The following is a 24,091-nucleotide window of genomic DNA, read 5'->3' as shown; positions in this document are numbered from 1 at the left end:
TGCAGGTCCATCTAATCCAGTATCGCTTTCCAAAACCCAGAGTCCACCATGCCCGTGATCAACCGCATCGCCGCCCTTGCCCCCGAGATGAAGGAATGGCGGCACTGGCTGCACCGTCACCCCGAACTGGAATTCAAGCTGCCGAAGACCGCCGCTTTCGTGGCCGAGCGGCTGCGCGAAATCGGCGTGGACGAGATCCACGAAGGCATCGCCACCACGGGGATCGTGGCGCTGATCAAGGGCCGTCAGGACGGGCCCGTGATCGGGCTGCGCGCCGACATGGATGCGCTGCCGATCGACGAGATCACCGGGGTCGATTATGCCTCGGAACACGAAGGCAAGATGCATGCCTGCGGCCATGACGGCCATACGGCGATGCTGCTGGGCGCGGCCAAGTATCTGGCCGAGACGCGGAATTTCGCGGGCACGGTGGCGCTGCTCTTTCAGCCCGCCGAGGAAGATGGCGGCGGCGGCGAGGTGATGGTGCGCGAAGGCGTGATGGACCGTTTCGCCATCACCGAGGTTTACGGCATCCACAATGCGCCCAATCTGCCCTTTGGCCATTTCCACACCACCCAGGGCGCGCTGATGGCCGCGGTCGACACCGCCTGGGTCACGGTGACGGGCCGCGGCGGGCATGGGGCCACGCCGCATGAATGCATCGACCCGATCCCGGCGATCACCGCGATGGTCGGATCGCTGCAGACGATCGTCAGCCGCAACCTTTTCGCGATGGACGAGCTGGTCGTTTCCGTGACGCAGATCCATGTCGGCACGGCGAACAACATCATCCCCGAAACCGGCTGGTTCTGCGCCACGATCCGTTCCTTCACCCCCGATGTCCGCGCCATGGTCGAGCGCCGCTTCCACGAGATCGTCGAGGGCACGGCGGCGGCCTTTGGCGTCAACGTCGAGATTCGCTACGACAAGGGCTATCCGCCGACCATCAACGATGGCGACAAGGCCCGCTTTGCCGCCGAAGTGGCGCGCGAAGTGTCCGGCCCCGAGGCGGTGAAGGATGATGCCGGGCGCGAAATGGGCGCCGAGGATTTTTCCTACATGCTCGAGGCACGGCCGGGCGCCTATCTGTTCCTTGGCACCGGGCCGGGGGCGGGGCTGCACCATCCGGCCTTCGATTTCAACGACGAGGCGGCCCCGATCGGCGCGAGCTTCTTCGCCCGGCTGGTCGAGCGCGCGCTTCCGGCCCGCTGAGGCCCGGGGGCTCTGCCCCCGTCCGCAAGCGGCGGCCCCGGGATATTTGCGCCAAGGTGAAATCCAATCCGTTCCCTTTCACCTTGGTCCAAATATCCCGGGGGTGAATTCGGCGCAGCCGAAGAGGGGGCAGCGCCCCCTTTGCCTGACACAACCGTGAGCACCCCCCTGCGCCGCCGCGACTGCCTTGCCATTGCGGGGGGGCGCGGCTAGGGTGCGCGCCGAAAACCGGGGCATCGCCCCCACGGCCCTAACGAAAGGACCATGCCATGTTCGTCTCTCCCGCCTATGCTCAGGATGCCTCTGCCGCCGCTGGTGGCCTGGCCGCCTTCGGCCAATTCGTGCCGCTGATCCTGATCTTCGTGATCATGTATTTCCTGCTGATCCGCCCGCAGCAAAAGAAAGCCAAGGAGCACAAGGCGATGGTCGACGCGCTGCGCCGCGGAGACATGGTGCTGACCCAGGCCGGCATCATCGGCAAGATCGTGCATCTGCGCGAAGACGGCGAAGTCGAAGTCGAGATCGCCAAGGACATGAAGGTGCGGATGATCCGCAGCGCCGTCGTGCAGGTTCTGTCGAAGACCGAACCGGCCGCCAATACCTGACCTGAATCCGGGGCCGCGCCGCCATGCTGCAGATTTCGCTTTGGAAGCGTCTTGTCATTCTGGGTCTGTGCCTTGCGGCATTGATCACGGCGGCGCCCAACATGTTCTATGCCCGGGTCGAAGGGCATAACGACGCCGTTGCCGCCTTCGAAAAGACCGGGGCGATGACCGAGACCCAGGAGGCCGCCAAGGCCGCCTGGCCCGATTGGGCGCCCTCGGCGCTGGTCAATCTGGGGCTCGATCTGCGCGGCGGCGCGCATCTTCTGGCCGAGGTGCATCTGGGCGAGGTCCACAAGGCCCGGATGGATGCGCTTTGGCCCGAGGCGCGCAAGGTTCTGGCGGCCGAACGCGCCAGCATCGGCGCGATTCGGCGCGTGCCCTCGCCCGAGGGGGAATTGCGCATCCAGATCGGCGAGCGCGCGCAGATCGCCCGCGCCGTCGAAGCCGCCCGGACGCTGGCCAGCCCGGTGGTCAGTCTGACCGGGGTCGGCCAGTCCGACTACGAGGTGACGGCCGAGGGCGACACCGTCGTCTTCCGGCTCTCGGAGGCGGAACAGAAAGCCACCGATGACCGCACCATGCAGCAATCGCTGGAAATCGTGCGTCGTCGCGTCGACGCGGCGGGCACGCGCGAACCGACGATCATGCGCGAAGGCACCGACCGCATCCTGATCGAAGTGCCCGGCATCGGCTCGGCGCAGGAGCTGAAGGATCTGATCGGCACCACTGCCAAGCTGACCTTCCATCCGGTGCTGAGCACGACCTCGAACCCGAATGCGCCGGTCGCCTCGGGCAACGAACTTCTGCCCGATGCCGAACGGCAGGGGCTTTACCACCTGCTCGACGAAGTTCCGGTGGTGACGGGCGATGATCTGACCGATGCGCGCCCGACCACCGACGACAACGGCGCCCCGGCGGTGTCGTTCCGCTTCAACGTCAGCGGCGCGCGGGCCTTTGGCGATTACACCGCCAGCCATATCGGCGAGCCCTTCGCCATCGTGCTGGACGGCAAGGTGATTTCGGCGCCGACGATCCAGGCGCATATCGCGGGCGGATCGGGGATCATCACCGGCCGTTTCAGCATCGAGGAAGCCACCGATCTGGCGCTGCTTTTGCGGGCAGGCGCACTGCCCGCGGGCATGACGTTCCTTGAGGAACGCACGATCGGGCCGGAACTGGGCGCCGACAGCGTCAAGGCGGGGATGGTCGCCTCGGTGATCGGCTTCGTCGCGGTCGTGGCCTACATGATCGCCTCCTACGGGCTGTTCGGCTTCTTTTCCTCGGTGGCGCTGTTCATCAACATCGCCTTCATCTTCGCCGTGATGGGCGCGATCGGCGGCACGATGACCCTGCCCGGGATCGCCGGGATCGTGCTGACCATCGGCACCTCGGTCGATGCCAACGTGCTGATCTACGAACGCATGCGCGAGGAAATCCGCGCCGGGAAATCGCCCGTGCGCGCGATCGAGCTGGGCTTCGACAAGGCGATGTCGGCGATCATCGACGCGAACGTCACCTCGTTCCTGTCCTCGGCGATCCTGTTCGTGCTGGGGGCCGGGCCGGTGCGCGGCTTCGCCGTGACCACGATGATCGGCATCGCCGCCTCGATCTTCACCGCGATCTGGGTGGTCCGGCTGATGATCGTCATCTGGTACGGCTGGCGTCGTCCCAAGACCATCGTCATCTGAGGAGGAACCATCCATGGCTTTCCGTCTGAAACTGGTTCCCGAAAAGACCAACTTCGACTTTTTCCGCTGGCAATGGGCGACCTTCGGCGCCGCCGTCGTGCTGATGATCGCCTCGGTGATCCTGCCGCTGGTGATCGGGCTGAACTTCGGCATCGATTTCAAGGGCGGCACGACGATCCGCACCGAATCCACGACGGCGGTCGATGTCGGCGTCTATCGCGCCGCGCTGGAGCCGCTGGATCTGGGCGACGTGATCATCTCCGAGGTGCGCGATCCCAGCTTCCGCGCCGATCAGCATGTGGCGATGATCCGCATCCAGATGCAGGGGGATGGTCAGGGCGCCGAGGGGCAGGGCGCGCAGGGCCAGGAGCTGGTGAACAAGGTCGAGACCGCGCTGACCTCGGTCGATCCGGCGCTGAAGATCACCTCGTTTGAATCCGTCGGCCCCAAGGTCTCGGGCGAGCTGGTCTGGACCGCGGTCTGGTCGCTTTTGGCGGCGACCGTGGTGATCATGTTCTACATCTGGGTCCGGTTCGAATGGCAATTCGCGCTCGGCGCCGTGGTGGCGCTGGTGCATGACGTGCTGCTGACCGTCGGGCTTTTCGCCGTGCTGCAGCTGAAGTTCGACCTGACCACGGTGGCGGCGCTTTTGACGATCACCGGCTATTCGATCAACGACACCGTTGTCGTCTTTGACCGGCTGCGCGAAAACCTGATCAAATACAAGACGATGCCGCTGCGCGACGTGATGAACCTGTCGGTCAACGAAACCCTCTCGCGCACCGTGATGACTGGCATGACGACGCTTCTGGCGCTGGTGCCGATGCTGATCTGGGGCGGCGACGTGATCCGCGGCTTCGTCTTCGCCATGGTCTGGGGGGTGTTCACCGGCACCTATTCCTCGGTCTATGTGGCGAAGAACATCGTGCTGTTCATCGGTCTCGACCGGAACAAGGAAAAGAAGGACCCTTCGGACAAGTTCTTCTCCGGCGGGGCGCAAGATGCAAAGCCGTGAGGCGGGCTTCGGATCGGCGCTGCCGATCGACGGTTACGGGCCGGGCTTTTTCCGCATCGCCGGGGCGGTGCATCGGGGCGGCCTTCTGATCCGCGCCGAGGCGGCGACGCTCTGGACCGGCTTCGACGATCTTGACGCGCTGCGCGCGCTGGCGGGGCAGGTGGATCTGCTGCTGTGCGGGATGGGCGCGGATATCGCCCATCTTCCCAAGGGCTTGCAGGTTGACCTTGAAGCGCTCGGGGTGATGGCCGAACCGATGTCCACGCCCTCTGCGGCGCGCCACTACAATGTGCTTCTGTCCGAGGGCCGCCGCGTCGGCGCCGCCCTTTTGCCGATGCCGGGCACGGTGCCGACGGCATGACGCTGCTCGCCGTCGATCAGCTCACTGTCAGCCGGGGCGGTCTTGCCGTGCTGGAGGGGGTGAGCTTTTCGCTGGCTTCGGGCCATGCGCTGGTGCTGCGCGGCCCGAACGGGATCGGCAAGACGACGCTTCTGCGCACGCTGGCCGGTCTGCAGCCGCCTCTGGCCGGTCGGATCTCGATGCCGCCCGAGTCGATGGCCTATGCGGCCCATGCCGACGGGCTGAAGGCGACGCTGTCGGTGCGCGAAAACCTGCAGTTCTGGGCCGCGATCTACGCGACCGAGAGCGTCGAGACGGCGCTGGCGCAGATGAATCTGCGCGCGCTCGAACACCGCACCGCCGCAAGCCTTTCGGCCGGGCAGAAGCGTCGGCTGGGTCTGGCGCGGCTTCTGGTCACCGGGCGTCCGGTCTGGGTGCTGGATGAACCGACGGTGTCGCTGGATGCGGCCTCGGTCGCGCTTTTTGCCGAAGCGGTGCGGGCGCATCTGGGGACGGGCGGGGCGGCGCTGATGGCGACGCATATCGATCTGGGCCTGTCCGAGGCCAAGGTTCTGGATCTTGCGCCGTTCAAGGCGCGTCCGCCCGAGGCGGGCGGCCATCGCAGCGCCTTCGATCATGACTTTGACGGGGCCTTCCTGTGAGCCGTGGCCCCCGGATCCTGCCGCGTCAGGGCGTATTTGCGCCAAGAAGAAACCGCATGGCTTTTTCTTGGGTCAAATACGCGCTTGCCGACATCGGCCGCGGGCGGAGGGTTTCGCCATGAGGGCGCTTTTGTCGCGGGATCTGCGGCTGGCGATCCGCGCCGGGGGCGGCTTCGGGCTCGGGCTGGCGTTTTTCCTGATCGTGGTGACGCTGGTGCCGTTCGGTGTCGGTCCGCAGGGGGAGATTCTCGCCCGGATTGCCAGCGGCATCCTCTGGCTTGGCGCCTTGCTGGCCTGTCTGCTGTCGCTGGACCGGATCTTCGCGCTCGATTTCGAGGATGGCTCGCTCGATCTGCTGGCCACCGCGCCGATCCCGCTGGAAGCGGTGGTGACGATCAAGGCCTTGGCGCATTGGATCACCACCGGCCTGCCGCTGGTTCTGGCGGCGCCGCTTTTTGCCGTGCTGCTGCATCTGCCCGCGCCCGCCTATCTCTGGCTCGAGGTGTCGCTGCTTCTGGGCACCCCGGCGCTGTCGGTGCTGGGCACCTTCGGCGCGGCGCTGACGGTGGGGCTGAAGCGCGGCGGGTTGCTGTTGTCGCTGCTGGTGCTGCCGCTTTATGTGCCGACGCTGATCTTTGGCGCCGAGCTGGTGCGGCGCGGCGCCGAGGGCATGGCGACGCAGGTGCCGCTGGCGATGCTGGCGGGGATCACGGCGGCCACGGTGGCTTTGGTGCCCTTTGCCTCGGCGGCGGCGATCCGGGTCAATTTGCGGTGAGACGTAGTCCAGCTTGATGCGAGTCAATCCGCGCCGTGGCAAAGCGTGACATGTCCGACGGGACGCGAGAGGGAGGAGAGCCGATGTCGATCTGGGACTATGCAAACCCGGTCAAGTTCATGCAGACTTCGGGCCGGCTTTTGCCCTGGGTCGTGGGGGCCACGGTTCTGACACTGGTGCCGGGGCTCGTCTGGGGGTTCTTCTTCACCCCGGTCGCAGCCGAGTTCGGCGCGACGGTGAAGGTGATCTATGTCCATGTTCCGGCGGCGACGCTGGCGATCAACATCTGGGTGATGATGCTTGTCGCCTCGCTGATCTGGCTGATCCGGCGTCATCATGTCTCGGCGCTGGCCGCGAGGGCCGCGGCACCGATCGGCATGGTGATGACGCTGATCGCGCTGATCACCGGCGCGTTCTGGGGCCAGCCGATGTGGGGGACGTGGTGGGAATGGGACCCGCGGCTGACCTCGTTCCTGATTCTGTTCCTGTTCTATCTGGGCTACATGGCGCTGTGGGAAGCGATCGACACGCCCGATACCGCGGCCGATCTGACCGGGGTGTTGTGTCTTGTGGGCTCGGTCTTTGCGGTGCTCTCGCGCTATGCGGCAATCTTCTGGAATCAGGGTTTGCATCAGGGTTCGACACTCAGCCTCGACAAGGAAGAGCACATTGCGGATGTTTATTGGCAGCCCCTGGTGCTTTCGATCATCGGGTTCGGGCTTTTGTTCGTGACGCTGCTGCTGTTGCGCACCCGCACCGAGATTCGGGCCCGTCGTCTCAAGGCATTGGAGCAGAGGGAGCGCATGGCATGATGCCGGAGTTCGGAAAATACGCTGTCACCATCCTTGCCTCCTGGGGGGTGACGCTGGTGCTGTTGGCGGGGCTGATCGCGGCCACGCTGATCCGCGGCGCGCAGGTGAAACGGGCGCTGAAGGCGCAGGAAGAACGGATGAAGAACGATGGCTAAGCCCTTGATGTTTCTGCCGCTGCTGGTGATGGCGGGCTTTGTGGGCGCGGGATTCTTTGCGATGCAGCAAAATGACCCGAATGCCATGCCCACCGCGCTTGCCGGCAAGGAGGCGCCCGCAGTTCAGCTGCAGCCCCTGGGCGCGGAGGTGCCCTTCACCGATGCCGATCTGCGCGATGGCAAGATCAAGCTGGTGAACTTCTGGGCCTCCTGGTGTGCGCCCTGTCGGGTCGAACATCCGAATCTGATCGGCCTGAAACAGGACGGGGTCGAGATTATGGGTGTGAACTGGAAGGATACACCCGACAAGGCACAGGGGTTCCTGGCCGAGATGGGCAGTCCCTATACGAAGCTTGGCGCCGATCCCGGCAACCGGATGGGGCTGGACTGGGGCGTGGCGGGCGTTCCGGAAACCTTTCTGGTCGATGGCGCGGGACGTATCCTGACCCGCATCGCCGGGCCGCTGACCGAGGATGTGATCACAAGCAAGATAGACCCGCTCCTCGCTGGCGCGGGGGAATGAGGTGCAGGCGCCCGGATTGCCGCCGGGCTGTGATCACTTCTGCGGATCCGTGAAACGGACCGTGCCGATGAACGGCAGGTTGCGGTGGTTTTGCGCATAATCGAGCCCGTAGCCGACGACGAATTCGTCGGGGATGTCGAAGCCGGTCCAGCGCGCTTTCACATCGACCTCGCGTCGCGACGGCTTGTCGAGCATGGCACAGCATTCGATCCGCCGCGGCGCGCGGGCGCGCAGCATTTCCATCACCTTCGAAATCGTATGCCCTGTGTCGACGATATCTTCCACGACCAGCACGTCACGCCCGCCAATTGTGCCGCGCAAGTCCTTGAGAACGCGAACCTCTCTGGTGGAAGTCGTTTCATTCCCATAGCTTGAGGCTTCGAGGAAATCGACCTCGCAGGGCACGCCGATCTCGCGGATCAGATCGGCGATGAAGACGAAGGAGCCGCGCAACAGCCCCACCACCACCAGACGGTCGGTGTCCTTGAAGGCCTCGGTGATTTCGGCGCCAAGCGCCTCGACCCGGGCCGCGATGGCTTTGGCCGAGATCATCTGGTCGATTACGTAACCGTCTTGCGACATCGTTCCTCCTGCGGCCTCTCGGCCCTTGCAATTCGGTTGCTTTATCGCAAGAAGAAGCGCGGGAAAAGGGAGACGGGCACGATGCCGCGGCACACCGAACAGCGTATGATGCCCTATTCGGCGGCGCAGATGTATGCGCTTGTGGCCGATGTCGCGCGCTATCCCGAGTTCTTGCCCTGGAATTCCGCGGCCCGCATCCGCGCCCGCAAACCCGGACCGCGTCCGGGCACCGAATTGATGGAAGCGGATCTGGTGATCTCGTTCAAGGTGTTCCGCGAGCGCTTCGGCTCGCGCGTCGTGCTGGACCCCGACAACTTCCGCGTCGATACGCAATATCTCGACGGGCCGTTCAAGCACATGCATTCCTGGTGGCAGTTCTCGGATCGGCCGGGCGGCTGCGAGGTCGATTTCTTCGTCGATTTCGAATTCAAGAACGCGCTGCTGCAGGGGGTTATCGGGATCGTCTTCGATCAGGCGATGCGGATGATCGTGAAGGCCTTCGAAGATCGGGCCATCGCGCTTTACGGCTGGTCCGGACGCGTGCAGAGCTGAGCCTGTGTGACGCAGGTTGATGAAAAAGGCCGCTCTTGGCGGCCTTTCTTTTTTTACAAGGGCTTGCGATCAGGAGTTCAAGTCGTAGGCGCGCTCGCCATGGGTCGAGATGTCCAGACCGTTGGTCTCTGATTCCTTGTCGACGCGCATCGGAAAGACTAGCGCCACCGCACGGGCGATGCCCCAGGTCAGCGCGATCGTATAAAGGCCGACGATGATGAGCGCCCCGAACTGTGCGGTAAAACTTGCTGCACCATAAACCGCCACCATGATCGTCCCGAAGATGCCGCCGACGCCATGCACGGCGAAGACATCGAGAGAATCGTCCAGTTTCAGCCGTTCGCGCACGATCAGCACCGATTCCTGGCACAGAATCCCCGCAACCGTGCCGATAATCACCGCCTGCAGCGGCGAGACATAGCCCGAAGCGGGTGTCACCGAGGCAAGGCCGGCGATCGCGCCGGTGACGATGCCCACAAGCGAGGCACGGCCGAACTTGATCCGCTCCCAGAACATCCACGACAGCGAGGCGGCGGCGGCGCTCAGATGCGTGGCGGTGATCGCCATGGCGGCCGTGCCGTCGGCGGCCAGTTCCGAGCCGCCGTTGAAGCCGAACCAGCCGACCCAAAGAAGCCCCGCGCCAATCGCGACCATGCCGGGGTTGTGCGGCGGGGTGTGGCGGTTGCGGCGCGGCCCGATCATCACGGCCAGCAGCAGGGCCGCCAAAGCGGCGGTTTCATGCACGACGATGCCGCCCGCAAAATCCCGCGTGCCCTTGTCGCCGAAGATCCCGCCATCCGACAGAAAGCCCGCCCCCCAGATCCAATGCGCGACCGGCGCATAGACCAGCAGCATCCAGACCGCCGAAAAGGTGAAGACCCACCAGAAATTCACCCGCTCGACAAAGGCGCCAAGGATCAACGCCGGTGTGATCACAGCAAAGGTCATCTGGAAGGCGAAGAACAGAATCTCGGGCAGGGTGCCGCGCAGGCTGTCGGCCGTGACGCCGATCATCCCCAGACGCGACAGGCCGCCCCAGACGCCGCCGACATCGCCAAAGGCGATCGAATACCCTGCCAGCAGCCACAGAAGGCTCATCGCCGCCGCGAGCGCGAAGCACTGCATGAAAATTGACAGCACACTGCGGGCCCGCACCAGCCCGCCATAGAAAAGCGCAAGGCCCGGCAGCGTCATCAACAGCACGAGTGCCGTCGCCATGCTGACCCAGGCGGTATCTGCCCCGTTCATCCCGAATCCTCCTCGTCGGTTTGGCAGCGGCGAAGCATGCCGAAACCGCCGTGAAAAGGCGCGCGTGGCGGCGATATGCGCTTAATTCATGGGCGTATTCTTGTTGCTGAAGGATTGGGCGCAATTGTTGCGCCAAGCCGTGATTTGCGGCAGGTTACGAAAGTGCCGCGGCCAGCAGCGACAGGGCGTGATCGCGGGATTTCGCGCGGACCGCGGACCGGCCAAGGGCACCGAACTCCTGGGTTTCGGTCCGCGTCTCACCGCCGCGCCGGGCAAGGCCGAAACAGACCCGGCCCTCGGGTTTGAAGTCCGAGCCGCCGGGGCCTGCGATGCCGGTGATCGACACGGCGAGATCGGCGGCGGAACGGGCAAGCGCACCTTCGGCCATTTCGCGGGCGACCTGCTCGGAAACCGCGCCAAAGGCGTCCAGCGTTGCGGGCAGGACCCCCAGCATCTCGACCTTGGCGGCGTTCGAATAGGTGACAAAACCGCGCTCGAAGACGCTTGACGATCCGGGGATCTCGGTCAAGGCCACGGCGACCATGCCGCCGGTGCAGCTTTCGGCCGCGGCAATGCGAATTCCCTTTTCACGCGCCATATCAAGCACTTCCACGGCGATCATCGGAGGAACCCGTGCCAGAGACCGGCCGCGATCACGGTGCAGATGCCCGCAAAAAGCCCCGCCCAGAGATCGTCGAGCATCACCCCCGCCGCATCGCCGCGACGGTCGGCGCGGCCGACAAGCCAGGGCTTCCAGATGTCGAACAGCCGGAAGAACAGGAAGGCCGCCACCGGACCCGGCCAGACCATCGACATGTCCCGCATCCAGAACCCGGCGGCGGGGAAGATCAGCGCGACGCCGATGCCCGCCACCTCGTCGATGACGATTTCCGACGGGTCCTCGCCCGGGCGGTCGCGCAGTTCACGCGCCACCGCCCAAAAGCCCAAGGCCGTGATCACAGCCGTTGCCGCCACAAGCGGGCCAAATCCGGCAAAGCGCTCGACCGCCCAAAGCAGCGCAAGACCCGCCGCCGTGCCCCAGGTGCCCGGCGCCGGGCGCAACCGGCCGACGAAGCCGAAGGTGGTGATGGCCTGCAGCCAGCGGGCTGTCATCTCACGCGCCGATCAGCGTCACGGTGGCGATCGAGGCGATGCCTTCCTCGCGCCCGGTGAAGCCCAGCCGCTCCGAGGTCGTGGCCTTGACCGACACGCGCGAGGGCTCGATCTCCATGATCCGGGCAAGTTCCGCCGCCATCGCGCCCGCATGCGGACCGACCTTGGGTCGTTCGCAGATCAGCGTCACATCGGCATTGCCGATGCGGAAGCCGCGCGACTTCGCCAGTTTCGCGGCGTGATCCAGAAAGATCCAGCTCGCCGCGCCTTTCCATTGCGGATCGGAGGGCGGGAAGTGACGGCCGATATCGCCCTCGGCCAGCGCGCCATAGATCGCGTCGGTCAGCGCATGCATGCCGACATCGGCGTCGGAATGACCCAGAAGCGCTTTCACATGCGGCACCTTCACCCCGCACAGCACCACATGATCGCCCTCGCAAAAGGCGTGCACATCATAGCCGTTGCCCAGTCGCACATCCATCGTCAGCCCCTTTCTTTCGCGCAGGATCGCCTCGGCGCGGGCGAAATCCGGCGCATAGGTGATCTTCAGATTGTCTTCATGCCCCGGAACGATCGCCACGGAAAGCCCCGCGTGACGGGCGACCTCGACATCATCGGCGGCACCGCCCGGATGGGCCCGGTGCGCGGCCAGAATCTCGGGGAAACGGAAGCCCTGCGGCGTCTGGGCGCGGTAAAGCCCCTCGCGATCCTGCGTGCCCGCCACCAGACCGGCCTCGCCGCGCCAAAGCGCATCGGTCACCGCCAGCGCGGGCGCAGCCCCCGGCGTGGTGTCGAGCGCCGAGAGAACCGCCGCGGTCACAGAAGCCGGAACCAGCGGCCTTGCGCCGTCATGGATCAGGACGCGCGTCACATCCGAGCCTTCCAGCGCCTCCAGCGCGTTCTTCACGCTTTCCGACCGCGTCGCGCCCCCCGCGACCAGCACGACCGAGCCGCCCAGCAGATCCATGCCAAGCCCCATGTCGTCGGGATGCAGCACCACCAGAATCCGGCCCAGCCCGGCGAAAGCCGCAACCGTCTGCGCCAGAACCGGCCGCCCGGCCAGCTCGCGCCATTGTTTCGGCAGGCCTTCGCCCGCCCGCGTGCCGCGACCCGCCGCGACGATGATCACCGCAACCGCCATGATGCCTCCTTGCTTGCCAAAGGCTTAGGACATGCGCCGCGCGGGTGCAATGCACACAGAGCCGCAGCTGATTGCCTTTAATTTGTGCAACTGCCGATTTTCCCGCCCCTGTGATGGGTCAGATCACCGGACGCAATTGTGATTCCCGCCGCCGGTCGCTACTTCCTTGAGCAGTTGCAAGAGAGAGACCAAGTGACGATCCGCCTCGACAGCCTTCGCCTCGACCCTCCGGTGCTTCTGGCGCCGATGGCCGGCATCACCGATCTGCCGTTCCGGCGCATGGTGGCGCGGTTCGGCGCCGGGCTCGTCGTCTCCGAGATGGTCGCAAGCGGAGAGATGCTGACCGCCAAGCCCTCGGTCCGGGCGAAGGCGCAGGCGGAACTGACGGCGGGGCTGCCGACCTCGGTGCAGCTGGCGGGCCGCGAGGCGGCGCCGATGGCCGAGGCGGCGAAGATCGTCGCCGACATGGGCGCGGAACTCATCGACATCAACATGGGCTGTCCGGCGAAAAAGGTGACGGGCGGGCTTTCGGGCGCGGCGCTGATGCGCAATCCCGATCACGCGCTGCGGCTGATCGAGGCGGTGGTGGGCGCGGTCGATCTGCCGGTGACGCTGAAAATGCGGCTGGGTTGGGACAGCGATCAGCTGAACGCGGCCGAGATCGCCGCCCGGGCCGAAGCTGCGGGGGTGAAGATGATCGTCATTCACGGCCGCACGCGGATGCAGTTTTACACCGGTGCGGCGGATTGGCGGGCGATTGCCGCGATCCGGCAGGCGGTCTCGGTGCCGGTGGTGGCGAATGGCGATATCGTCGATGCCGCCTCGGCGCGGGCGGCGCTCGATCACAGCGGGGCGGCGGGTGTCATGGTGGGGCGCGGCGCGCAGGGGGCACCTTGGCGCTTGGCGCAGATCGCCGCGGCGCTGTTTGGCACGGCGGTTCCGAAGCTTCCGGTGGGATCCGAATTTTCCGACTTCGTGTCAGAGCATTACGAGGCGATCCTCAGTTTTTACGGCCGCGATCTGGGCTTGCGCATCGCGCGCAAGCATCTGGGCTGGTATGCCGAGGCCGCCGCCGCGCCGCTGCGCGCCGAGATGATGCGCGCAACCGATCCCGCCGCCACGCTCGCGCTGATCCGCAGCGCCTTTTCCGACAGGGAGGCCGCATGAACCTGCCCCCGCCCGGCATCATCTGGAACTCGCTGCCGCTGCCCGCGCTGATGCTTGACGTCAACGACCGGGTCATCGAGATCAACCCGGCGGCGGAACTTTTCCTCAACCTTTCGGCCCGCGCGCTCAAGGGCCAGGCCCTGGGCGAGCGGCTGGCGATTTCCGCGCCGCTGGAAGAGATTTTCGCCCGCGTGCGCAAGAACCGCTCGGCATTGTTCGTCAACGATGTCGATCTGACCACGGGCGAACGCGCGCCGGTGCAGTGCAACCTGCAGGCCGCGCCGATCGCCGATGATCCGGAAACGGTGCTGCTGCTGATTTCGCCGCGCGAAATCGCCGATCGGCTGGGCCGCGCCAGCATGGTGAAATCGGCCGCGCGCTCGGCGATCGGCATGGCCGAGATGCTGGCGCATGAGATCAAGAACCCGCTGGCGGGGATTGCCGGGGCGGCGCAGCTTCTGTCGATGGGGCTGTCGGGCGAGGATCTGGAGCTGACCGATCTGATCGTCGATGAAACCCGCCGCATCGTGAAACTGCTGGAACAGGTCGAGCAGTTCGGCAATGTCCGCCCGCCCGAGATGAAACCGGTGAACGTCCACGATGTGCTTGATCGGGCACGGAAATCTGCGGGCGTCGGCTTTGGCGCGCATATGCTGATCGTCGAGGATTACGACCCCTCGCTGCCGCCGACGCTCGGCGATGCCGATCAGCTGACACAGGTGTTCCTGAACCTTCTGAAGAACGCCTCTGAGGCCGCGAAGGGGCAAGGCACGATCCGGCTGCGCACCTTTTACGATTATGCGCTGCGGCTGCGGCGGCCCGATGGCGGCGGGCAGCGGCTGCCGCTGCAGGTCGAGGTGATCGACGACGGTCCGGGCATTCCCGCCGATCTTGCCAGCTCGATCTTTGAGCCCTTTGTTTCCGGACGCGAGAACGGCACCGGCCTTGGCCTGGCGCTCGTGTCGAAGATCATCTCCGAACACAACGGCTGGGTCAGCGTCGAAAGCGCCCCTGGCCGCACCCTGTTCCGCATTTCCTTGCCCGTCGCCCCGAAGGAGCTTTGACAGATGGATGGCACCGTTCTCGTCGCCGATGACGACCGCACGATCCGCACCGTTCTGACCCAGGCGCTGACCCGCGCCGGCTGCAAGGTCCATGCGACGGCGTCCCTGATGACGCTGATGCGCTGGGTCGAGGAGGGCAAGGGCGATCTGGTGATCTCGGATGTGGTCATGCCCGACGGCAACGGGCTCGAGGCGCTGCCGCGGATCGCGCGGGAACGGCCGGGCCTGCCGGTGATCGTGATCTCGGCGCAAAACACCATCATGACGGCGATTCAGGCGGCCGAGGCCGACGCTTACGACTATCTGCCCAAGCCCTTCGATCTGCCCGATCTGATGAAACGGGCGGCGCGCGCGCTGGAACTGAAACGCCGCGCGCAGGTGGTGCCGAAGGTGATCGAGACCTCGCGCCCCGAGGGCACCGATCTGCCGCTGGTCGGGCGCACGGCGGCGATGCAGGCGCTTTACCGGCTGGTGGCGCGGGTGATGAATGCCGATCTGCCGGTGATGATCATGGGCGAATCCGGCACCGGCAAATCCCTGATCGCAAAGGCGATTCACGATTTCTCCGACCGTCGCACGCTGCCCTTCGTGGTGGCGCAGGCGGCCGATCTGCTGGGGGCGGACGGGCCCTCCAGCCTTTTGGCGCGCGTCAAGGGCGGCTCGCTCGTCTTCGACGAGGTCGGCGATTACGACGACGAGACCCAGGGCCGGATCGTGCGGATGCTCGATGCGCTGCCCGATCCCGCGCCGCGGATCATGGCGACGACCCAGGTCGATCTGGGCGCGCTGATGGAGGCGGGCCGGTTCCGGCAGGATCTTTACTACCGTCTGGGCGGGGTGACGCTGGCCGTGCCCGCGCTGCGCGAGCGGGTCGAGGACATTCCGCTTCTGGCCGAACATTTCCTGGGCCGGGCCGAGCGCGACGGTCTGGGCATGCGCCGCTTCTCGGTCGAGGCGATGGGGCTGGTGCGCGCCTATGCCTGGCCGGGCAATGTGCGCCAGCTGGAAAACACCGTGCGGCGGCTCGTCGTGACGGCGTCCGAGGAGGAGATCACCCGCGCCGAGGTGGAATTCGTTCTGGGCAACCAGCCCGCGGTCGAGCCGCTGCGCGGCGCGGGCGGCGAGGGCGAGAAACTCTCCGCCTCGATCGCCCGGCATCTGCGGCGCTACTTCGATCTGCATGGCGGCAACCTGCCGCCGCCCGGGCTTTACGACCGGATTCTGGCGGAGATGGAAGCGCCGCTGATCGAGATCGCGCTGGATGCCACCGGCGGCAACCAGGCCAAATGTGCCGATCTTTTGGGGATCAACCGCAATACCTTGCGCAAAAAGATCACCGATCTGGATATTCAGGTGACAAGGCGGCGCAAACTGATGTAAATAGGCCACAGGTAATTGTGGCAAATCCACCTCACGGGATTCGCCGCGGCGGAGAACCGGGGGACCCGTCGTGTCCATGACGAGGAGTGGCTCAGCTTGGGAGAAGCTGGCGCGGCTGCGGCGCCAGCGCCGGGTGCAAAGCGGCTTCGTCTTTGGCCTTGCGGTGCTGGGCCCGGCGCTGGCGATCATCACCTTTGTCGTGCTGGGGCCTTTGGGGCAGGGCGCCGACAGCATCGCGCTGCGGCTGACGCTTTTGGGCGACTTCATCTACTTCCTCGTTCTGGCCGGGCTGATTCTGCTGCGGCTGACGCAGATGATGGCGGCGCGGCGGGTGCGGGCGACGGGCTCGCGGCTGACATTGCGGCTGACCGGGGTCTTTGCCGGGATCGCGCTGGTGCCGACCGTGCTGGTGGCGCTGTTTGCCGGGCTGACCGTCAATATCGGGCTTGAAGGCTGGTTTTCCGACCGGGTGCGCTCGGTCGTCGGCACCTCGCTGTCGGCCGCCGAAGCCTATCAGGAGGAACACCGCCACGATCTGGTGCAGGATGCCGGGGCGCTGGCCGGGTTTCTCAACCTGCGCCGTCAGGCGGCGACCTTTGCCGATGACGGCGATCTGCGCGAATGGCTGGTGGCGGGGCAGCAGGGGATTCAGCGCGGGCTGAAGGAAGCCTATGTGATCGATGGCGGCGCCGCGATCATCGCCCGCGGCGATCGCTCTTATCTTTTCGACTATGAAACCCCGGCGCCGGAAAAGGTGGTCGCGGCGGCCAAGGGCGACACCGTCCTGATCGAGGATTGGTCGAATTCGGAATTCCGGGCGCTGATCAAGCTCGATGCCTATGTCGACCGCTATCTCTATGTCTCGCGCGCGGTCGATGGCCAGATCCTGTCGCTGCTCGACAATACGCGCGAAACTGTCCATCTTTATCAACAGCTTGAGACCTCGCGCGGGCGGGTGCTGTTCGAATTCGGGCTGATCTATGTCGGTTTCGCGCTGATCCTGATCCTGGCGGCGATCTGGGCGGGGCTGTGGTTTGCCGAACGTCTGTCGCGGCCGATCGGGCGGTTGGCGGCGGCGGCCGAGCGCGTCGGCGCGGGCGATCTGGACGCGCGGGTGATCGAGGAAGAGGGCGATGACGAAATCGCCACGCTGGGGCAGGTCTTCAACCGGATGACCGGCCAGCTCAAGGGGCAGCGCGCCGAACTGGTGGCCTCGCACCGCGAAACCGACGAGCAGCGCCGGATGTTCGATTCCGTGCTCTCCTCGGTCACTTCGGGGGTGATCGGGCTGGATGCCGAGGGGCGGATCGACTTTCTCAACCCCTCGGCGGTGCGGATCCTGAAGCTGGCCGCCGCGCGCGACACCGATCGTCCGCTGGCCGAGGCCGTTCCGGAATTCGCCTCTCTTTTCCAGAAGTTGCAGGACGGTCTGCATGCGGTCGTGCAAGAAGAGGTGCGGGTTTCCCGCGAGGGGCGGCTGGAAAGCCTGCTGGTGCGGATGGCCGAGCGGCGGGCCTCGGGGCAGCGCGAGGGCTATGTGGTGGCCTTTGACGACGTGACCGAGCTGGTCTCGGCGCAAAGGATGGCGGCCTGGGGCGACGTGGCGCGGCGGATCGCGCATGAGATCAAGAACCCGCTGACGCCGATCCAGCTTTCGGCCGAGCGGATCAAGCGCAAGTTCACCCGGCAGATCGCCCCCGAAGAGGCCGAGGCGCTGGCGCAACTGACCGGGGTGATCATCCGCCAGACCGACGATCTGCGCCGGATCGTCGATGAATTTTCGCGCTTTGCCCGGATGCCGGAACCCGACCGGCGCGATCATGACATCGTGGCCCTGACCCGCGATGCGGTGCTGTTGCAGGAAGGCTCGCTGCACGGGGCGAAGCTGACCGCCGATCTGCCCGAGGCGCCGGTGGTGGTCGAACTCGATGCGACGATGATTTCCCAGGCGCTGACCAATCTGATCAAGAACGCCGGCGAGGCGATCGAAAGCCTGATCGAGAAGGGCGCCCCCGAGGGCTACGCGCCGCAGGTCCGCGTCAGCCTGAGGGTCGAGCCCGAGGCGGTCGAGATCCGGATCATGGACAATGGCATCGGCCTGCCGCCCGACCGGGCGCGGCTCTTCGAGCCCTATGTCACGACCCGCGCCAAGGGCACCGGGCTTGGCCTGTCGATCGTCAAGAAGATCATCGAGGAACACGGCGGCATGTTGGCTCTGACCGATGCGCCCGCCTTTGCCGAGGGCGCCCGTCCGGGCGCCTGTGCCGAAATCAGACTGCCCCGCGCCCGATCCGGGCTGCGCGCCATCAAGGATAGTGAGCCATGAGCGACATTCTCATCGTCGATGACGAAAAGGACATCCGCGACCTGATCGCCGACATCCTCAAGGACGAGGGCTATGCGACACGGACGGCGGCCAATTCCGACGCCTGCATGGAGGCGATCAACGCCGAGGCCCCGGCGCTGATGATCCTCGACATCTGGCTGAAGGACAGCCGGATGGACGGCATCGACATCCTGAAGACGGTGAAACGCGACAACCCGGACATTCCGATCATCATCATCTCGGGGCATGGCAACATCGAGATCGCGGTCGCCGCGATCAAGCAGGGCGCCTATGATTTCATCTCGAAGCCCTTCAACATCGACCAGCTGATGGTGGTGATCTCGCGGGCGATGGAAACCAGCCGGTTGCGGCGGGAAAATTCCAGCCTGCGGCGGCGGGATCTGCATTCGGGCGAGATGATCGGCAATTCCGCGGCGTTCCGGCGGCTGAAGGACCAGCTCGACAAGGTGACGAAATCGAACGGGCGGGTGATGCTGACGGGCGATCCCGGCTCGGGCAAGGAATCGGCGGCGCGTTACATCCACCAGCATTCGACCCGGGCGGCGGCGGCTTTCGTGACGGTGAATTCCGCGACGATCGCCCCCGAGCGCATGGAAGAGGTGCTGTTCGGCCGCGAAACCCCGGAACGCGGAATTGAAAAAGGCCTTCTGGAACAAGCCCATGGCGGGGTAATCTATTTCGACGAAGTGGCCGAGATGCCCTTGGGCACGCAATCGAAGATCCTGCGCGTGCTGACGGAACAGCAGTTCACCCGCGTCGGCGGCTCCGACAAGGTGCGGGTCGATCTGCGGGTGATTTCCTCGACCACGCGCAACCTGACCGCCGAAATCGCCGCCGGGCGGTTCCGGCAGGAACTTTACGACCGGCTCAATGTGGTGCCGATCGCCGTGCCCTCGCTCTCCGAGCGGCGCGAGGATGTGCCGCTGGTCGCGGGTCATTTCATCGAGGTGTTCAACCGCACCCAGGGCCTGGCGCTGCGGCCGCTGTCCGAGGAAGCGGTGGCCAGCCTGCAGACGATGGACTGGCCGGGCAACATCCGCGAATTGCGCAACGTGATCGAGCGGGTGCTGATCCTGGGCGATGGCACCGGGCCGATCGAGGCACGCGAGCTGCCGGGCAATGCAGCCCTGCCCGAAGAGGGGCGGATCGTGCTCGGCGGTCAGCTCGCGTCGCTGCCGCTGCGCGAGGCGCGCGAGCTGTTCGAACGCGAATATCTGCTGACGCAGATCAACCGCTTTGGCGGCAACATCTCGCGCACGGCGGCCTTTGTCGGCATGGAACGCTCGGCGCTGCACCGCAAGCTGAAATCGCTCGGCGTCGTCACCTCGGCGAAATCGGGGCGCGGCGGGGCGGGCTTCGACGAGGCCGAAGAGGACGACATCGAGACCGCGGGCGACGAGGTCTGAGGCCGCAAGGCCACCGATTGGCCCCCGACTGCGCCCCGCGGGCGACAGGAAACGTCAATTTCCGTGCCCCGGGCGCAAGTCTCTGCTTTTTGGCTGGAATCTCTTGCACCTTTGCGCATACTTGCGCAGGGAGACCGAAACCGGCCCCGCGCGACAGGACAAGACAGAAAAAAAGGCATAAGAAAAAATGGCTGCCGACAAACAGAACCTTCAGGACGCCTTCCTCAACCACGTCCGCAAGACCAAGGTTCCGGTCACGATCTTTCTCATCAACGGGGTGAAATTGCAGGGCGTGATCACCTGGTTTGACAACTTCTGCGTGCTTTTGCGCCGCGACGGCCAATCGCAGCTGGTCTACAAACACGCGATTTCGACGATCATGCCCGGCTCGCCGATCTCTCTGTACGAGGGCGAAGACTGAGCGATCCCATCCTTTCGAAAGACCGTCCGACCCGCGTCTGGGTGCTGCACCCGGACCTGAAGGCGGTCGATGCCCGGCGCGAGCCGGAATTGCGTCTGGCCGAGGCGGTGTCGCTGGCGGCCGCGCTTCCCGATCTGCAGATCATGGGCCACGAGATCGTGCGCCTGCCGAAACCCCATGCGGGGCATCTGTTCGGCACCGGCAAGATGGCCGAGCTGAAGGAACGTCTGCAGGCCGCCGAGGTCGATCTGGTGCTGGTCGATGGGCCGGTTTCGCCGATCCAGCAACGCAATCTGGAAAAGGAATGGGGCGTCAAGCTTCTGGACCGGACCGGGTTGATCCTGGAAATCTTTGCCGACCGGGCGCGCACGCGCGAGGGCGTGCTGCAGGTGGACCTTGCGGCGCTGTCCTATCAGCGCACCCGGCTGGTGCGGGCCTGGACCCACCTTGAACGTCAGCGCGGCGGCTTTGGTTTCGTCGGCGGTCCCGGCGAAACCCAGATCGAGGCCGACCGGCGGGCGATCGACGATCAGGTGATCCGGCTGAAGCGGCAGCTGGCAAAGGTGGTGAAAACGCGCGAATTGCACCGCGCGGCGCGGCGCAAGGTGCCGTTTCCCATCGTCGCGCTCGTGGGCTATACGAACGCCGGAAAATCCACGCTTTTCAATCGCATGACCGGGGCCGAAGTGCTGGCCAAGGACATGCTTTTCGCCACGCTCGATCCCACGATGCGCGGCCTTGTGCTGCCCTCGGGGCGGCGGATCATCCTCTCCGACACCGTGGGTTTCATCTCGGACCTGCCGCATGAGCTGGTGGCGGCCTTCCGCGCGACGCTCGAGGAGGTGCTGGAAGCCGATCTGATCTTGCATGTGCGCGACGTCTCGCACCCCGAGACCGAGGAACAGGCCGAGGATGTCGGCGAGATCCTCGAATCTCTGGGCGTGGCCGAAGATGTGGCGCTGATCGAGGTCTGGAACAAGATCGACGCCCTGTCCGAAGCGGTGCGGCAAGGTCTGCTCGCACAGGACGCGCGGCGCTTCGATGTGCAGGCGGTCTCGGCGCTGTCGGGCGAGGGGATCGGCGCGCTGGTGGCGGCGATCGAGACGCGTCTGGGCGAGGCCTGGATCGAGGAAGATCTGGATCTGCCCTTCACCGCGGGCAAGGAACATGCCTGGCTGCATGCGCAGGGCGTGATCCGCGACGAGCTGCAGGGCGAAGACGGCTGGCAGCTGCGTCTGCGCTGGACCGAGGCGCAGAAGTCGAAGTTCGCCGCACTTTAGCTTTGCTGCGCAAGCCTTTGAAAAGGGCGTATTTAAGCCAAGAAGAAGCTGCGGTTTCTTCTTGGTCCAAATACGCCCTTGTCGCCCTCAATCCGAGGGGCCGAGGGGCTCCAGCCGGGTGATCCCGGCGGCGGCGGCCCGGGCGAGGGCCGGATCGAGCGACATCGGGATATATTCGCCGCGCCGCCACAGATCGGCCAGATCGTCATAATGGGCCGAGAACGGATGGCCCGATTGCCCGGTGGCGATGATGAAAACCGAGGAATCCGGGTCGGCGAAATCATAGACGCCGCGATAGCCCGCGCCGTGGACATTGGCGAAGGGCTCGGGGCCGGTGCCCGCGGTCAAACCACGGTTGAGGGTGAAATCCCCCCCCGAGGTCGATTGCCGGATGTTCATCAGCCAGCCCAGCAGCGGATTGCGCCCCAGAACCGCGTGATCGTGGCGGGCCTCATGCGCGTCGCCCCAGCGCCAGCTTTCGATCTGCGGCCCGTATTTTTCCTTCAGATCCAGAAGCGCCGCATCAAGCGCGACGCGGGCGATGTCGGTGCAGGTTTCCGAGGGCGCCGATTGCAGCACGTCGCACCAGCGCGCGGCGCCTTCGACGTTGCGCAGCACCTTTTCCAGAAAGAGCGGCTCGATATGGAGGAATTTCGCGGCGAGTTCCGGGCCCAGCTCGTCGCGGATCAGCCGGTCCTGAAATTCCCGCATCCAGGCGGCATAGATCAGCGGCTCGGGCAGGTGTTCGTTCATGTCGCCGTCCCAGGCGGCCAGAAGTTCCAGCGCGCGTTGGCGGAACCGCTCGGGCGTGCCCTCGGGCGCGGGGGTGCCGGTGAACCACAGATCGGCGCCCACAAGCGGCAAAAGCCCGCGCGCCGCCGGGGAAACCGTGTCGGTCTGCACCGCGATGAAGCTTTCGCGCGAATGCACCTCGCGCTCACCCATCAGCCGGGTCAGGCGGGCGACGCGCTGGCTGTCGCCCCAATCGTAGCTGACATGCAGCGGAAACGGCCGGTCGATCAGCTTGTTGTTGGTGTTCACCACGATCCCGCCCTCGGGGTCGAGCAGGCGGGGATTGCTGTCATAGGGCAGCCGCCCATGCCAGCGGTTCGCCAACAGCCAGCCCGGCTGCGGCATCCGCCCCTCGGTCGCATTGGCCGGATCGCGCAGCGGCAGCGCGCCGAGCGTCACCAGCCCGACCGAGGTCGCATCGGCCAGCGTCAGATTGACCGCGGGGGCGAGGAAGCCTTCGCCCGCCGCCACCGCCTCGGGCACGGTCTTCGAGGTCATGATCTTCAGCGCCGCGCTCATCGAGGTATCGGCGGGCGAGAGCGCCGACCAGCCCAGGCTGATCACATGGCCGGGCGGGGTGATCTTGCCCAGATCGAAGTGACCCGAGGGCAGCACCGGGCCGTTCTCGGTCCAGCGCAGCGTGAGCGTGATCGGCGCGGCGTCCTTGACGGTGACGATCACCTTGCGGGTGGTGAATTCGGCCCAACCCTCGGGGCTGCGGTAGCGCTCGGGCGTTTTCGGATCAAGCTCCTCGACGAAAAGGTCCTCGTCATCGGCAAAGGCGGCGGTGATCCCCCAGCCAAGCAGGTCGCTGCGTCCGGTCAGGATCGCGGGAATGCCGGGGATGGTCGCGCCGATCACGCCGCCGGTCGAAAGCTCGAGCCGGGCCAGATACCATTGCGAGGGCGCGGAAAAGGCCGCATGCGGGTCATTGGCCAAAAGCGATCCGCCCGCGGCCGAGCGGGCGGGGGCGGCGGCGAAGGCATTCGACGCGGCGCCGAAATCGCGGCTTGCAAAGGGGGAAAGCGGGTCTTCCCTGTCGGCCGCGGTCTGCACCTGCGCGGGGGCAAGATCGGGGAACAGGTCGGAATAGCGCGGCAGGGCGATGGTGCCGGGGCCGGAAACCTCGGGCATCAGATCGCGCGCCCAGCCCTGACCCAGCATCGAAAGCTGGGCACGCAGCACCTCGGTATCGATCTGGGTGGAGGTCTGCACTGCCAGCAGTTTCAGCAGCGCGATCGAATCGGCGGGGGTCCAATAGGCGATCTCGGCATCGAAGAGGAAGAATTCGGGCGCCCCCCGGCCCAGCGCGGCGCGGTTCACCTCCTCGATCCAGGCGTTCACGCCGCGCGCATAGGCGTCAAGCGCCGAGGCGGTCACCGGATCCTGCGCCGCGACCGAGGCCTGCGCCGCGCCGTAAAGATCAAGCCGGCGCATCAGCTCGTCGGTCTTCAGGGTCTTGTCGCCAAAGACCTCGCTGAGCCGGCCCTGCACCGTGCGCCGCGCCATCGTCATCTGCCACAGCCGGTCCTGCGCATGGGCCAGCCCCAGCGCGAAATAGACATCGGCATCGGTCTTGCCGAAGATATGCGGCACATCCTCGGTCGTCCGCACGATCTCGACCGGGGCCGAGAGCCCCTCCATCTGGTAGGTGGCATCGTAATCGGGCAGCGAGCGGGTGGCGAAATACCAGACCCCGAAAGCCGCAAGGACGGCACAGGCAAGCAAGGTCGAAACGATGCGGACCAACCAGGTGAACAGCCGATACATGCGAGGACCTTTGACCGGGATTTGACGCGAAGAATTGACGG

The 24,091-nt window shown here is 65.8% G+C and carries 24 protein-coding genes; 18 read left to right on the top strand and 6 right to left on the bottom strand.

The window, feature by feature from the left end; translation table 11 throughout:
• The first annotated feature begins 48 nt into the window (after nt 1–48).
• From FBT96_RS14800 to FBT96_RS14755, 10 genes are all read left to right on the top strand, one after another.
• Nucleotides 49–1,212 carry a M20 aminoacylase family protein gene (locus FBT96_RS14800; protein ID WP_136907982.1) on the top strand — a complete coding sequence of 388 codons (1,164 nt, stop codon included), beginning with the start codon at nt 49–51 and terminating at the stop codon, nt 1,210–1,212.
• A 269-nt stretch (nt 1,213–1,481) separates the two neighbouring features.
• The gene (gene yajC / locus FBT96_RS14795) at nt 1,482–1,817 is read left to right on the top strand and encodes a preprotein translocase subunit YajC (protein WP_136907980.1); all 336 of its coding nucleotides are present in this window, start codon (nt 1,482–1,484) and stop codon (nt 1,815–1,817) included.
• A 23-nt stretch (nt 1,818–1,840) separates the two neighbouring features.
• On the top strand, nt 1,841–3,505 hold the full coding sequence (gene secD / locus FBT96_RS14790) for a protein translocase subunit SecD (RefSeq protein ID WP_136907979.1): 1,665 nt from the start codon (nt 1,841–1,843) through the stop codon (nt 3,503–3,505).
• Nucleotides 3,506–3,518: 13 nt separating this feature from the next.
• Nucleotides 3,519–4,520 carry a protein translocase subunit SecF gene (secF, locus tag FBT96_RS14785; RefSeq protein WP_136907977.1) on the top strand — a complete coding sequence of 334 codons (1,002 nt, stop codon included), beginning with the start codon at nt 3,519–3,521 and terminating at the stop codon, nt 4,518–4,520.
• Nucleotides 4,507–4,881 carry an Mth938-like domain-containing protein gene (locus FBT96_RS14780; protein ID WP_136907975.1) on the top strand — a complete coding sequence of 125 codons (375 nt, stop codon included), beginning with the start codon at nt 4,507–4,509 and terminating at the stop codon, nt 4,879–4,881. The genes secF and FBT96_RS14780 overlap by 14 nt, the downstream gene beginning before the upstream one ends.
• A complete protein-coding gene (gene ccmA, locus FBT96_RS14775; RefSeq protein ID WP_136907973.1) occupies nt 4,878–5,522 on the top strand; it encodes a heme ABC exporter ATP-binding protein CcmA in 645 nt (214 codons plus the stop codon). Before FBT96_RS14780 ends, ccmA begins: the two co-directional genes overlap by 4 nt.
• 118 nt (nt 5,523–5,640) lie before the next feature.
• Nucleotides 5,641–6,297: a heme exporter protein CcmB gene (gene ccmB / locus FBT96_RS14770; RefSeq protein ID WP_136907971.1), complete on the top strand. Its 657-nt coding sequence runs from the start codon at nt 5,641–5,643 to the stop codon at nt 6,295–6,297.
• An 83-nt stretch (nt 6,298–6,380) separates the two neighbouring features.
• The gene (locus tag FBT96_RS14765; RefSeq protein ID WP_136907969.1) at nt 6,381–7,109 is read left to right on the top strand and encodes a heme ABC transporter permease; all 729 of its coding nucleotides are present in this window, start codon (nt 6,381–6,383) and stop codon (nt 7,107–7,109) included.
• Complete coding sequence (ccmD, locus tag FBT96_RS14760) at nt 7,106–7,264, top strand: heme exporter protein CcmD (protein ID WP_136907967.1); 159 nt, start codon at nt 7,106–7,108, stop codon at nt 7,262–7,264. Before FBT96_RS14765 ends, ccmD begins: the two co-directional genes overlap by 4 nt.
• The gene (locus FBT96_RS14755) at nt 7,257–7,787 is read left to right on the top strand and encodes a DsbE family thiol:disulfide interchange protein (RefSeq protein WP_136907965.1); all 531 of its coding nucleotides are present in this window, start codon (nt 7,257–7,259) and stop codon (nt 7,785–7,787) included. Before ccmD ends, FBT96_RS14755 begins: the two co-directional genes overlap by 8 nt.
• Before the next feature lie 33 nt (nt 7,788–7,820).
• Here the strand turns inward: FBT96_RS14755 and hpt are convergent, their stop codons facing one another.
• The gene (hpt, locus tag FBT96_RS14750) at nt 7,821–8,369 is read right to left on the bottom strand and encodes a hypoxanthine phosphoribosyltransferase (RefSeq protein ID WP_136907963.1); all 549 of its coding nucleotides are present in this window, start codon (nt 8,367–8,369) and stop codon (nt 7,821–7,823) included.
• Between the two features lie 81 nt (nt 8,370–8,450).
• Here hpt and FBT96_RS14745 point away from each other — a divergent pair, with 81 nt between their 5' ends.
• On the top strand, nt 8,451–8,921 hold the full coding sequence (locus FBT96_RS14745) for a type II toxin-antitoxin system RatA family toxin (RefSeq protein WP_136907961.1): 471 nt from the start codon (nt 8,451–8,453) through the stop codon (nt 8,919–8,921).
• 69 nt (nt 8,922–8,990) lie between these two features.
• Here FBT96_RS14745 and FBT96_RS14740 read toward each other — a convergent pair whose 3' ends face one another.
• From FBT96_RS14740 to FBT96_RS14725, 4 genes are all read right to left on the bottom strand, one after another.
• Nucleotides 8,991–10,169, bottom strand: coding sequence for an ammonium transporter (locus FBT96_RS14740; protein ID WP_136907959.1), 1,179 nt, complete (start codon nt 10,167–10,169; stop codon nt 8,991–8,993).
• A gap of 154 nt (nt 10,170–10,323) precedes the next feature.
• Nucleotides 10,324–10,791, bottom strand: a complete 468-nt coding sequence (locus tag FBT96_RS14735) for a CinA family protein (RefSeq protein WP_136907957.1) — start codon at nt 10,789–10,791, stop codon at nt 10,324–10,326.
• Nucleotides 10,788–11,282: a phosphatidylglycerophosphatase A family protein gene (locus FBT96_RS14730; RefSeq protein WP_136907955.1), complete on the bottom strand. Its 495-nt coding sequence runs from the start codon at nt 11,280–11,282 to the stop codon at nt 10,788–10,790. The genes FBT96_RS14735 and FBT96_RS14730 overlap by 4 nt, the downstream gene beginning before the upstream one ends.
• Before the next feature lies 1 nt (nt 11,283).
• Nucleotides 11,284–12,423: a bifunctional 2-C-methyl-D-erythritol 4-phosphate cytidylyltransferase/2-C-methyl-D-erythritol 2,4-cyclodiphosphate synthase gene (locus tag FBT96_RS14725; RefSeq protein WP_136907953.1), complete on the bottom strand. Its 1,140-nt coding sequence runs from the start codon at nt 12,421–12,423 to the stop codon at nt 11,284–11,286.
• Nucleotides 12,424–12,615: 192 nt separating this feature from the next.
• Here FBT96_RS14725 and dusB point away from each other — a divergent pair, with 192 nt between their 5' ends.
• From dusB to hflX, 7 genes are all read left to right on the top strand, one after another.
• Nucleotides 12,616–13,590, top strand: a complete 975-nt coding sequence (gene dusB, locus FBT96_RS14720) for a tRNA dihydrouridine synthase DusB (RefSeq protein WP_136907951.1) — start codon at nt 12,616–12,618, stop codon at nt 13,588–13,590.
• On the top strand, nt 13,587–14,654 hold the full coding sequence (locus FBT96_RS14715; RefSeq protein ID WP_055208392.1) for a two-component system sensor histidine kinase NtrB: 1,068 nt from the start codon (nt 13,587–13,589) through the stop codon (nt 14,652–14,654). Before dusB ends, FBT96_RS14715 begins: the two co-directional genes overlap by 4 nt.
• A gap of 3 nt (nt 14,655–14,657) precedes the next feature.
• Nucleotides 14,658–16,034 carry a response regulator gene (locus FBT96_RS14710; protein ID WP_136907949.1) on the top strand — a complete coding sequence of 459 codons (1,377 nt, stop codon included), beginning with the start codon at nt 14,658–14,660 and terminating at the stop codon, nt 16,032–16,034.
• 76 nt (nt 16,035–16,110) lie between these two features.
• Nucleotides 16,111–18,360, top strand: coding sequence for a sensor histidine kinase NtrY-like (locus FBT96_RS14705; RefSeq protein ID WP_136907946.1), 2,250 nt, complete (start codon nt 16,111–16,113; stop codon nt 18,358–18,360).
• On the top strand, nt 18,357–19,787 hold the full coding sequence (gene ntrX / locus FBT96_RS14700; protein WP_136907944.1) for a nitrogen assimilation response regulator NtrX: 1,431 nt from the start codon (nt 18,357–18,359) through the stop codon (nt 19,785–19,787). The genes FBT96_RS14705 and ntrX overlap by 4 nt, the downstream gene beginning before the upstream one ends.
• A 187-nt stretch (nt 19,788–19,974) precedes the next feature.
• Nucleotides 19,975–20,208 (top strand): RNA chaperone Hfq, encoded by a 234-nt coding sequence (gene hfq / locus FBT96_RS14695; protein WP_013067525.1) that lies wholly within the window; start codon nt 19,975–19,977, stop codon nt 20,206–20,208.
• Complete coding sequence (gene hflX / locus FBT96_RS14690) at nt 20,205–21,488, top strand: GTPase HflX (protein ID WP_136907942.1); 1,284 nt, start codon at nt 20,205–20,207, stop codon at nt 21,486–21,488. The genes hfq and hflX overlap by 4 nt, the downstream gene beginning before the upstream one ends.
• 87 nt (nt 21,489–21,575) lie before the next feature.
• Here hflX and FBT96_RS14685 read toward each other — a convergent pair whose 3' ends face one another.
• Entirely contained in the window at nt 21,576–24,050 is a 2,475-nt protein-coding gene (locus FBT96_RS14685; RefSeq protein ID WP_136907940.1) for a penicillin acylase family protein, read from the bottom strand.
• Between the last annotated feature and the right edge of the window lie 41 nt (nt 24,051–24,091).

The sequence above is a fragment of the Rhodobacter capsulatus genome (assembly GCF_005144475.1).
Classification (GTDB): domain Bacteria; phylum Pseudomonadota; class Alphaproteobacteria; order Rhodobacterales; family Rhodobacteraceae; genus Rhodobacter; species Rhodobacter capsulatus_C.
This window is presented reverse-complemented; position numbering and strand designations above follow the sequence as displayed.

What these genes read in the sequence shown, in the direction of transcription:
- FBT96_RS14800 (WP_136907982.1), top strand. Translation starts at nt 49, where the DNA reads ATGCCCGTGATCAACCGCATCGCCGCCCTTGCCCCCGAGATGAAGGAA.
- yajC (WP_136907980.1), top strand. Translation starts at nt 1,482, where the DNA reads ATGTTCGTCTCTCCCGCCTATGCTCAGGATGCCTCTGCCGCCGCTGGT.
- secD (WP_136907979.1), top strand. Translation starts at nt 1,841, where the DNA reads ATGCTGCAGATTTCGCTTTGGAAGCGTCTTGTCATTCTGGGTCTGTGC.
- secF (WP_136907977.1), top strand. Translation starts at nt 3,519, where the DNA reads ATGGCTTTCCGTCTGAAACTGGTTCCCGAAAAGACCAACTTCGACTTT.
- FBT96_RS14780 (WP_136907975.1), top strand. Translation starts at nt 4,507, where the DNA reads ATGCAAAGCCGTGAGGCGGGCTTCGGATCGGCGCTGCCGATCGACGGT.
- ccmA (WP_136907973.1), top strand. Translation starts at nt 4,878, where the DNA reads ATGACGCTGCTCGCCGTCGATCAGCTCACTGTCAGCCGGGGCGGTCTT.
- ccmB (WP_136907971.1), top strand. Translation starts at nt 5,641, where the DNA reads ATGAGGGCGCTTTTGTCGCGGGATCTGCGGCTGGCGATCCGCGCCGGG.
- FBT96_RS14765 (WP_136907969.1), top strand. Translation starts at nt 6,381, where the DNA reads ATGTCGATCTGGGACTATGCAAACCCGGTCAAGTTCATGCAGACTTCG.
- ccmD (WP_136907967.1), top strand. Translation starts at nt 7,106, where the DNA reads ATGATGCCGGAGTTCGGAAAATACGCTGTCACCATCCTTGCCTCCTGG.
- FBT96_RS14755 (WP_136907965.1), top strand. Translation starts at nt 7,257, where the DNA reads ATGGCTAAGCCCTTGATGTTTCTGCCGCTGCTGGTGATGGCGGGCTTT.
- hpt (WP_136907963.1), bottom strand. Translation starts at nt 8,369, where the DNA reads ATGTCGCAAGACGGTTACGTAATCGACCAGATGATCTCGGCCAAAGCC.
- FBT96_RS14745 (WP_136907961.1), top strand. Translation starts at nt 8,451, where the DNA reads ATGCCGCGGCACACCGAACAGCGTATGATGCCCTATTCGGCGGCGCAG.
- FBT96_RS14740 (WP_136907959.1), bottom strand. Translation starts at nt 10,169, where the DNA reads ATGAACGGGGCAGATACCGCCTGGGTCAGCATGGCGACGGCACTCGTG.
- FBT96_RS14735 (WP_136907957.1), bottom strand. Translation starts at nt 10,791, where the DNA reads ATGATCGCCGTGGAAGTGCTTGATATGGCGCGTGAAAAGGGAATTCGC.
- FBT96_RS14730 (WP_136907955.1), bottom strand. Translation starts at nt 11,282, where the DNA reads ATGACAGCCCGCTGGCTGCAGGCCATCACCACCTTCGGCTTCGTCGGC.
- FBT96_RS14725 (WP_136907953.1), bottom strand. Translation starts at nt 12,423, where the DNA reads ATGGCGGTTGCGGTGATCATCGTCGCGGCGGGTCGCGGCACGCGGGCG.
- FBT96_RS14715 (WP_055208392.1), top strand. Translation starts at nt 13,587, where the DNA reads ATGAACCTGCCCCCGCCCGGCATCATCTGGAACTCGCTGCCGCTGCCC.
- FBT96_RS14710 (WP_136907949.1), top strand. Translation starts at nt 14,658, where the DNA reads ATGGATGGCACCGTTCTCGTCGCCGATGACGACCGCACGATCCGCACC.
- FBT96_RS14705 (WP_136907946.1), top strand. Translation starts at nt 16,111, where the DNA reads ATGACGAGGAGTGGCTCAGCTTGGGAGAAGCTGGCGCGGCTGCGGCGC.
- ntrX (WP_136907944.1), top strand. Translation starts at nt 18,357, where the DNA reads ATGAGCGACATTCTCATCGTCGATGACGAAAAGGACATCCGCGACCTG.
- hfq (WP_013067525.1), top strand. Translation starts at nt 19,975, where the DNA reads ATGGCTGCCGACAAACAGAACCTTCAGGACGCCTTCCTCAACCACGTC.
- FBT96_RS14685 (WP_136907940.1), bottom strand. Translation starts at nt 24,050, where the DNA reads ATGTATCGGCTGTTCACCTGGTTGGTCCGCATCGTTTCGACCTTGCTT.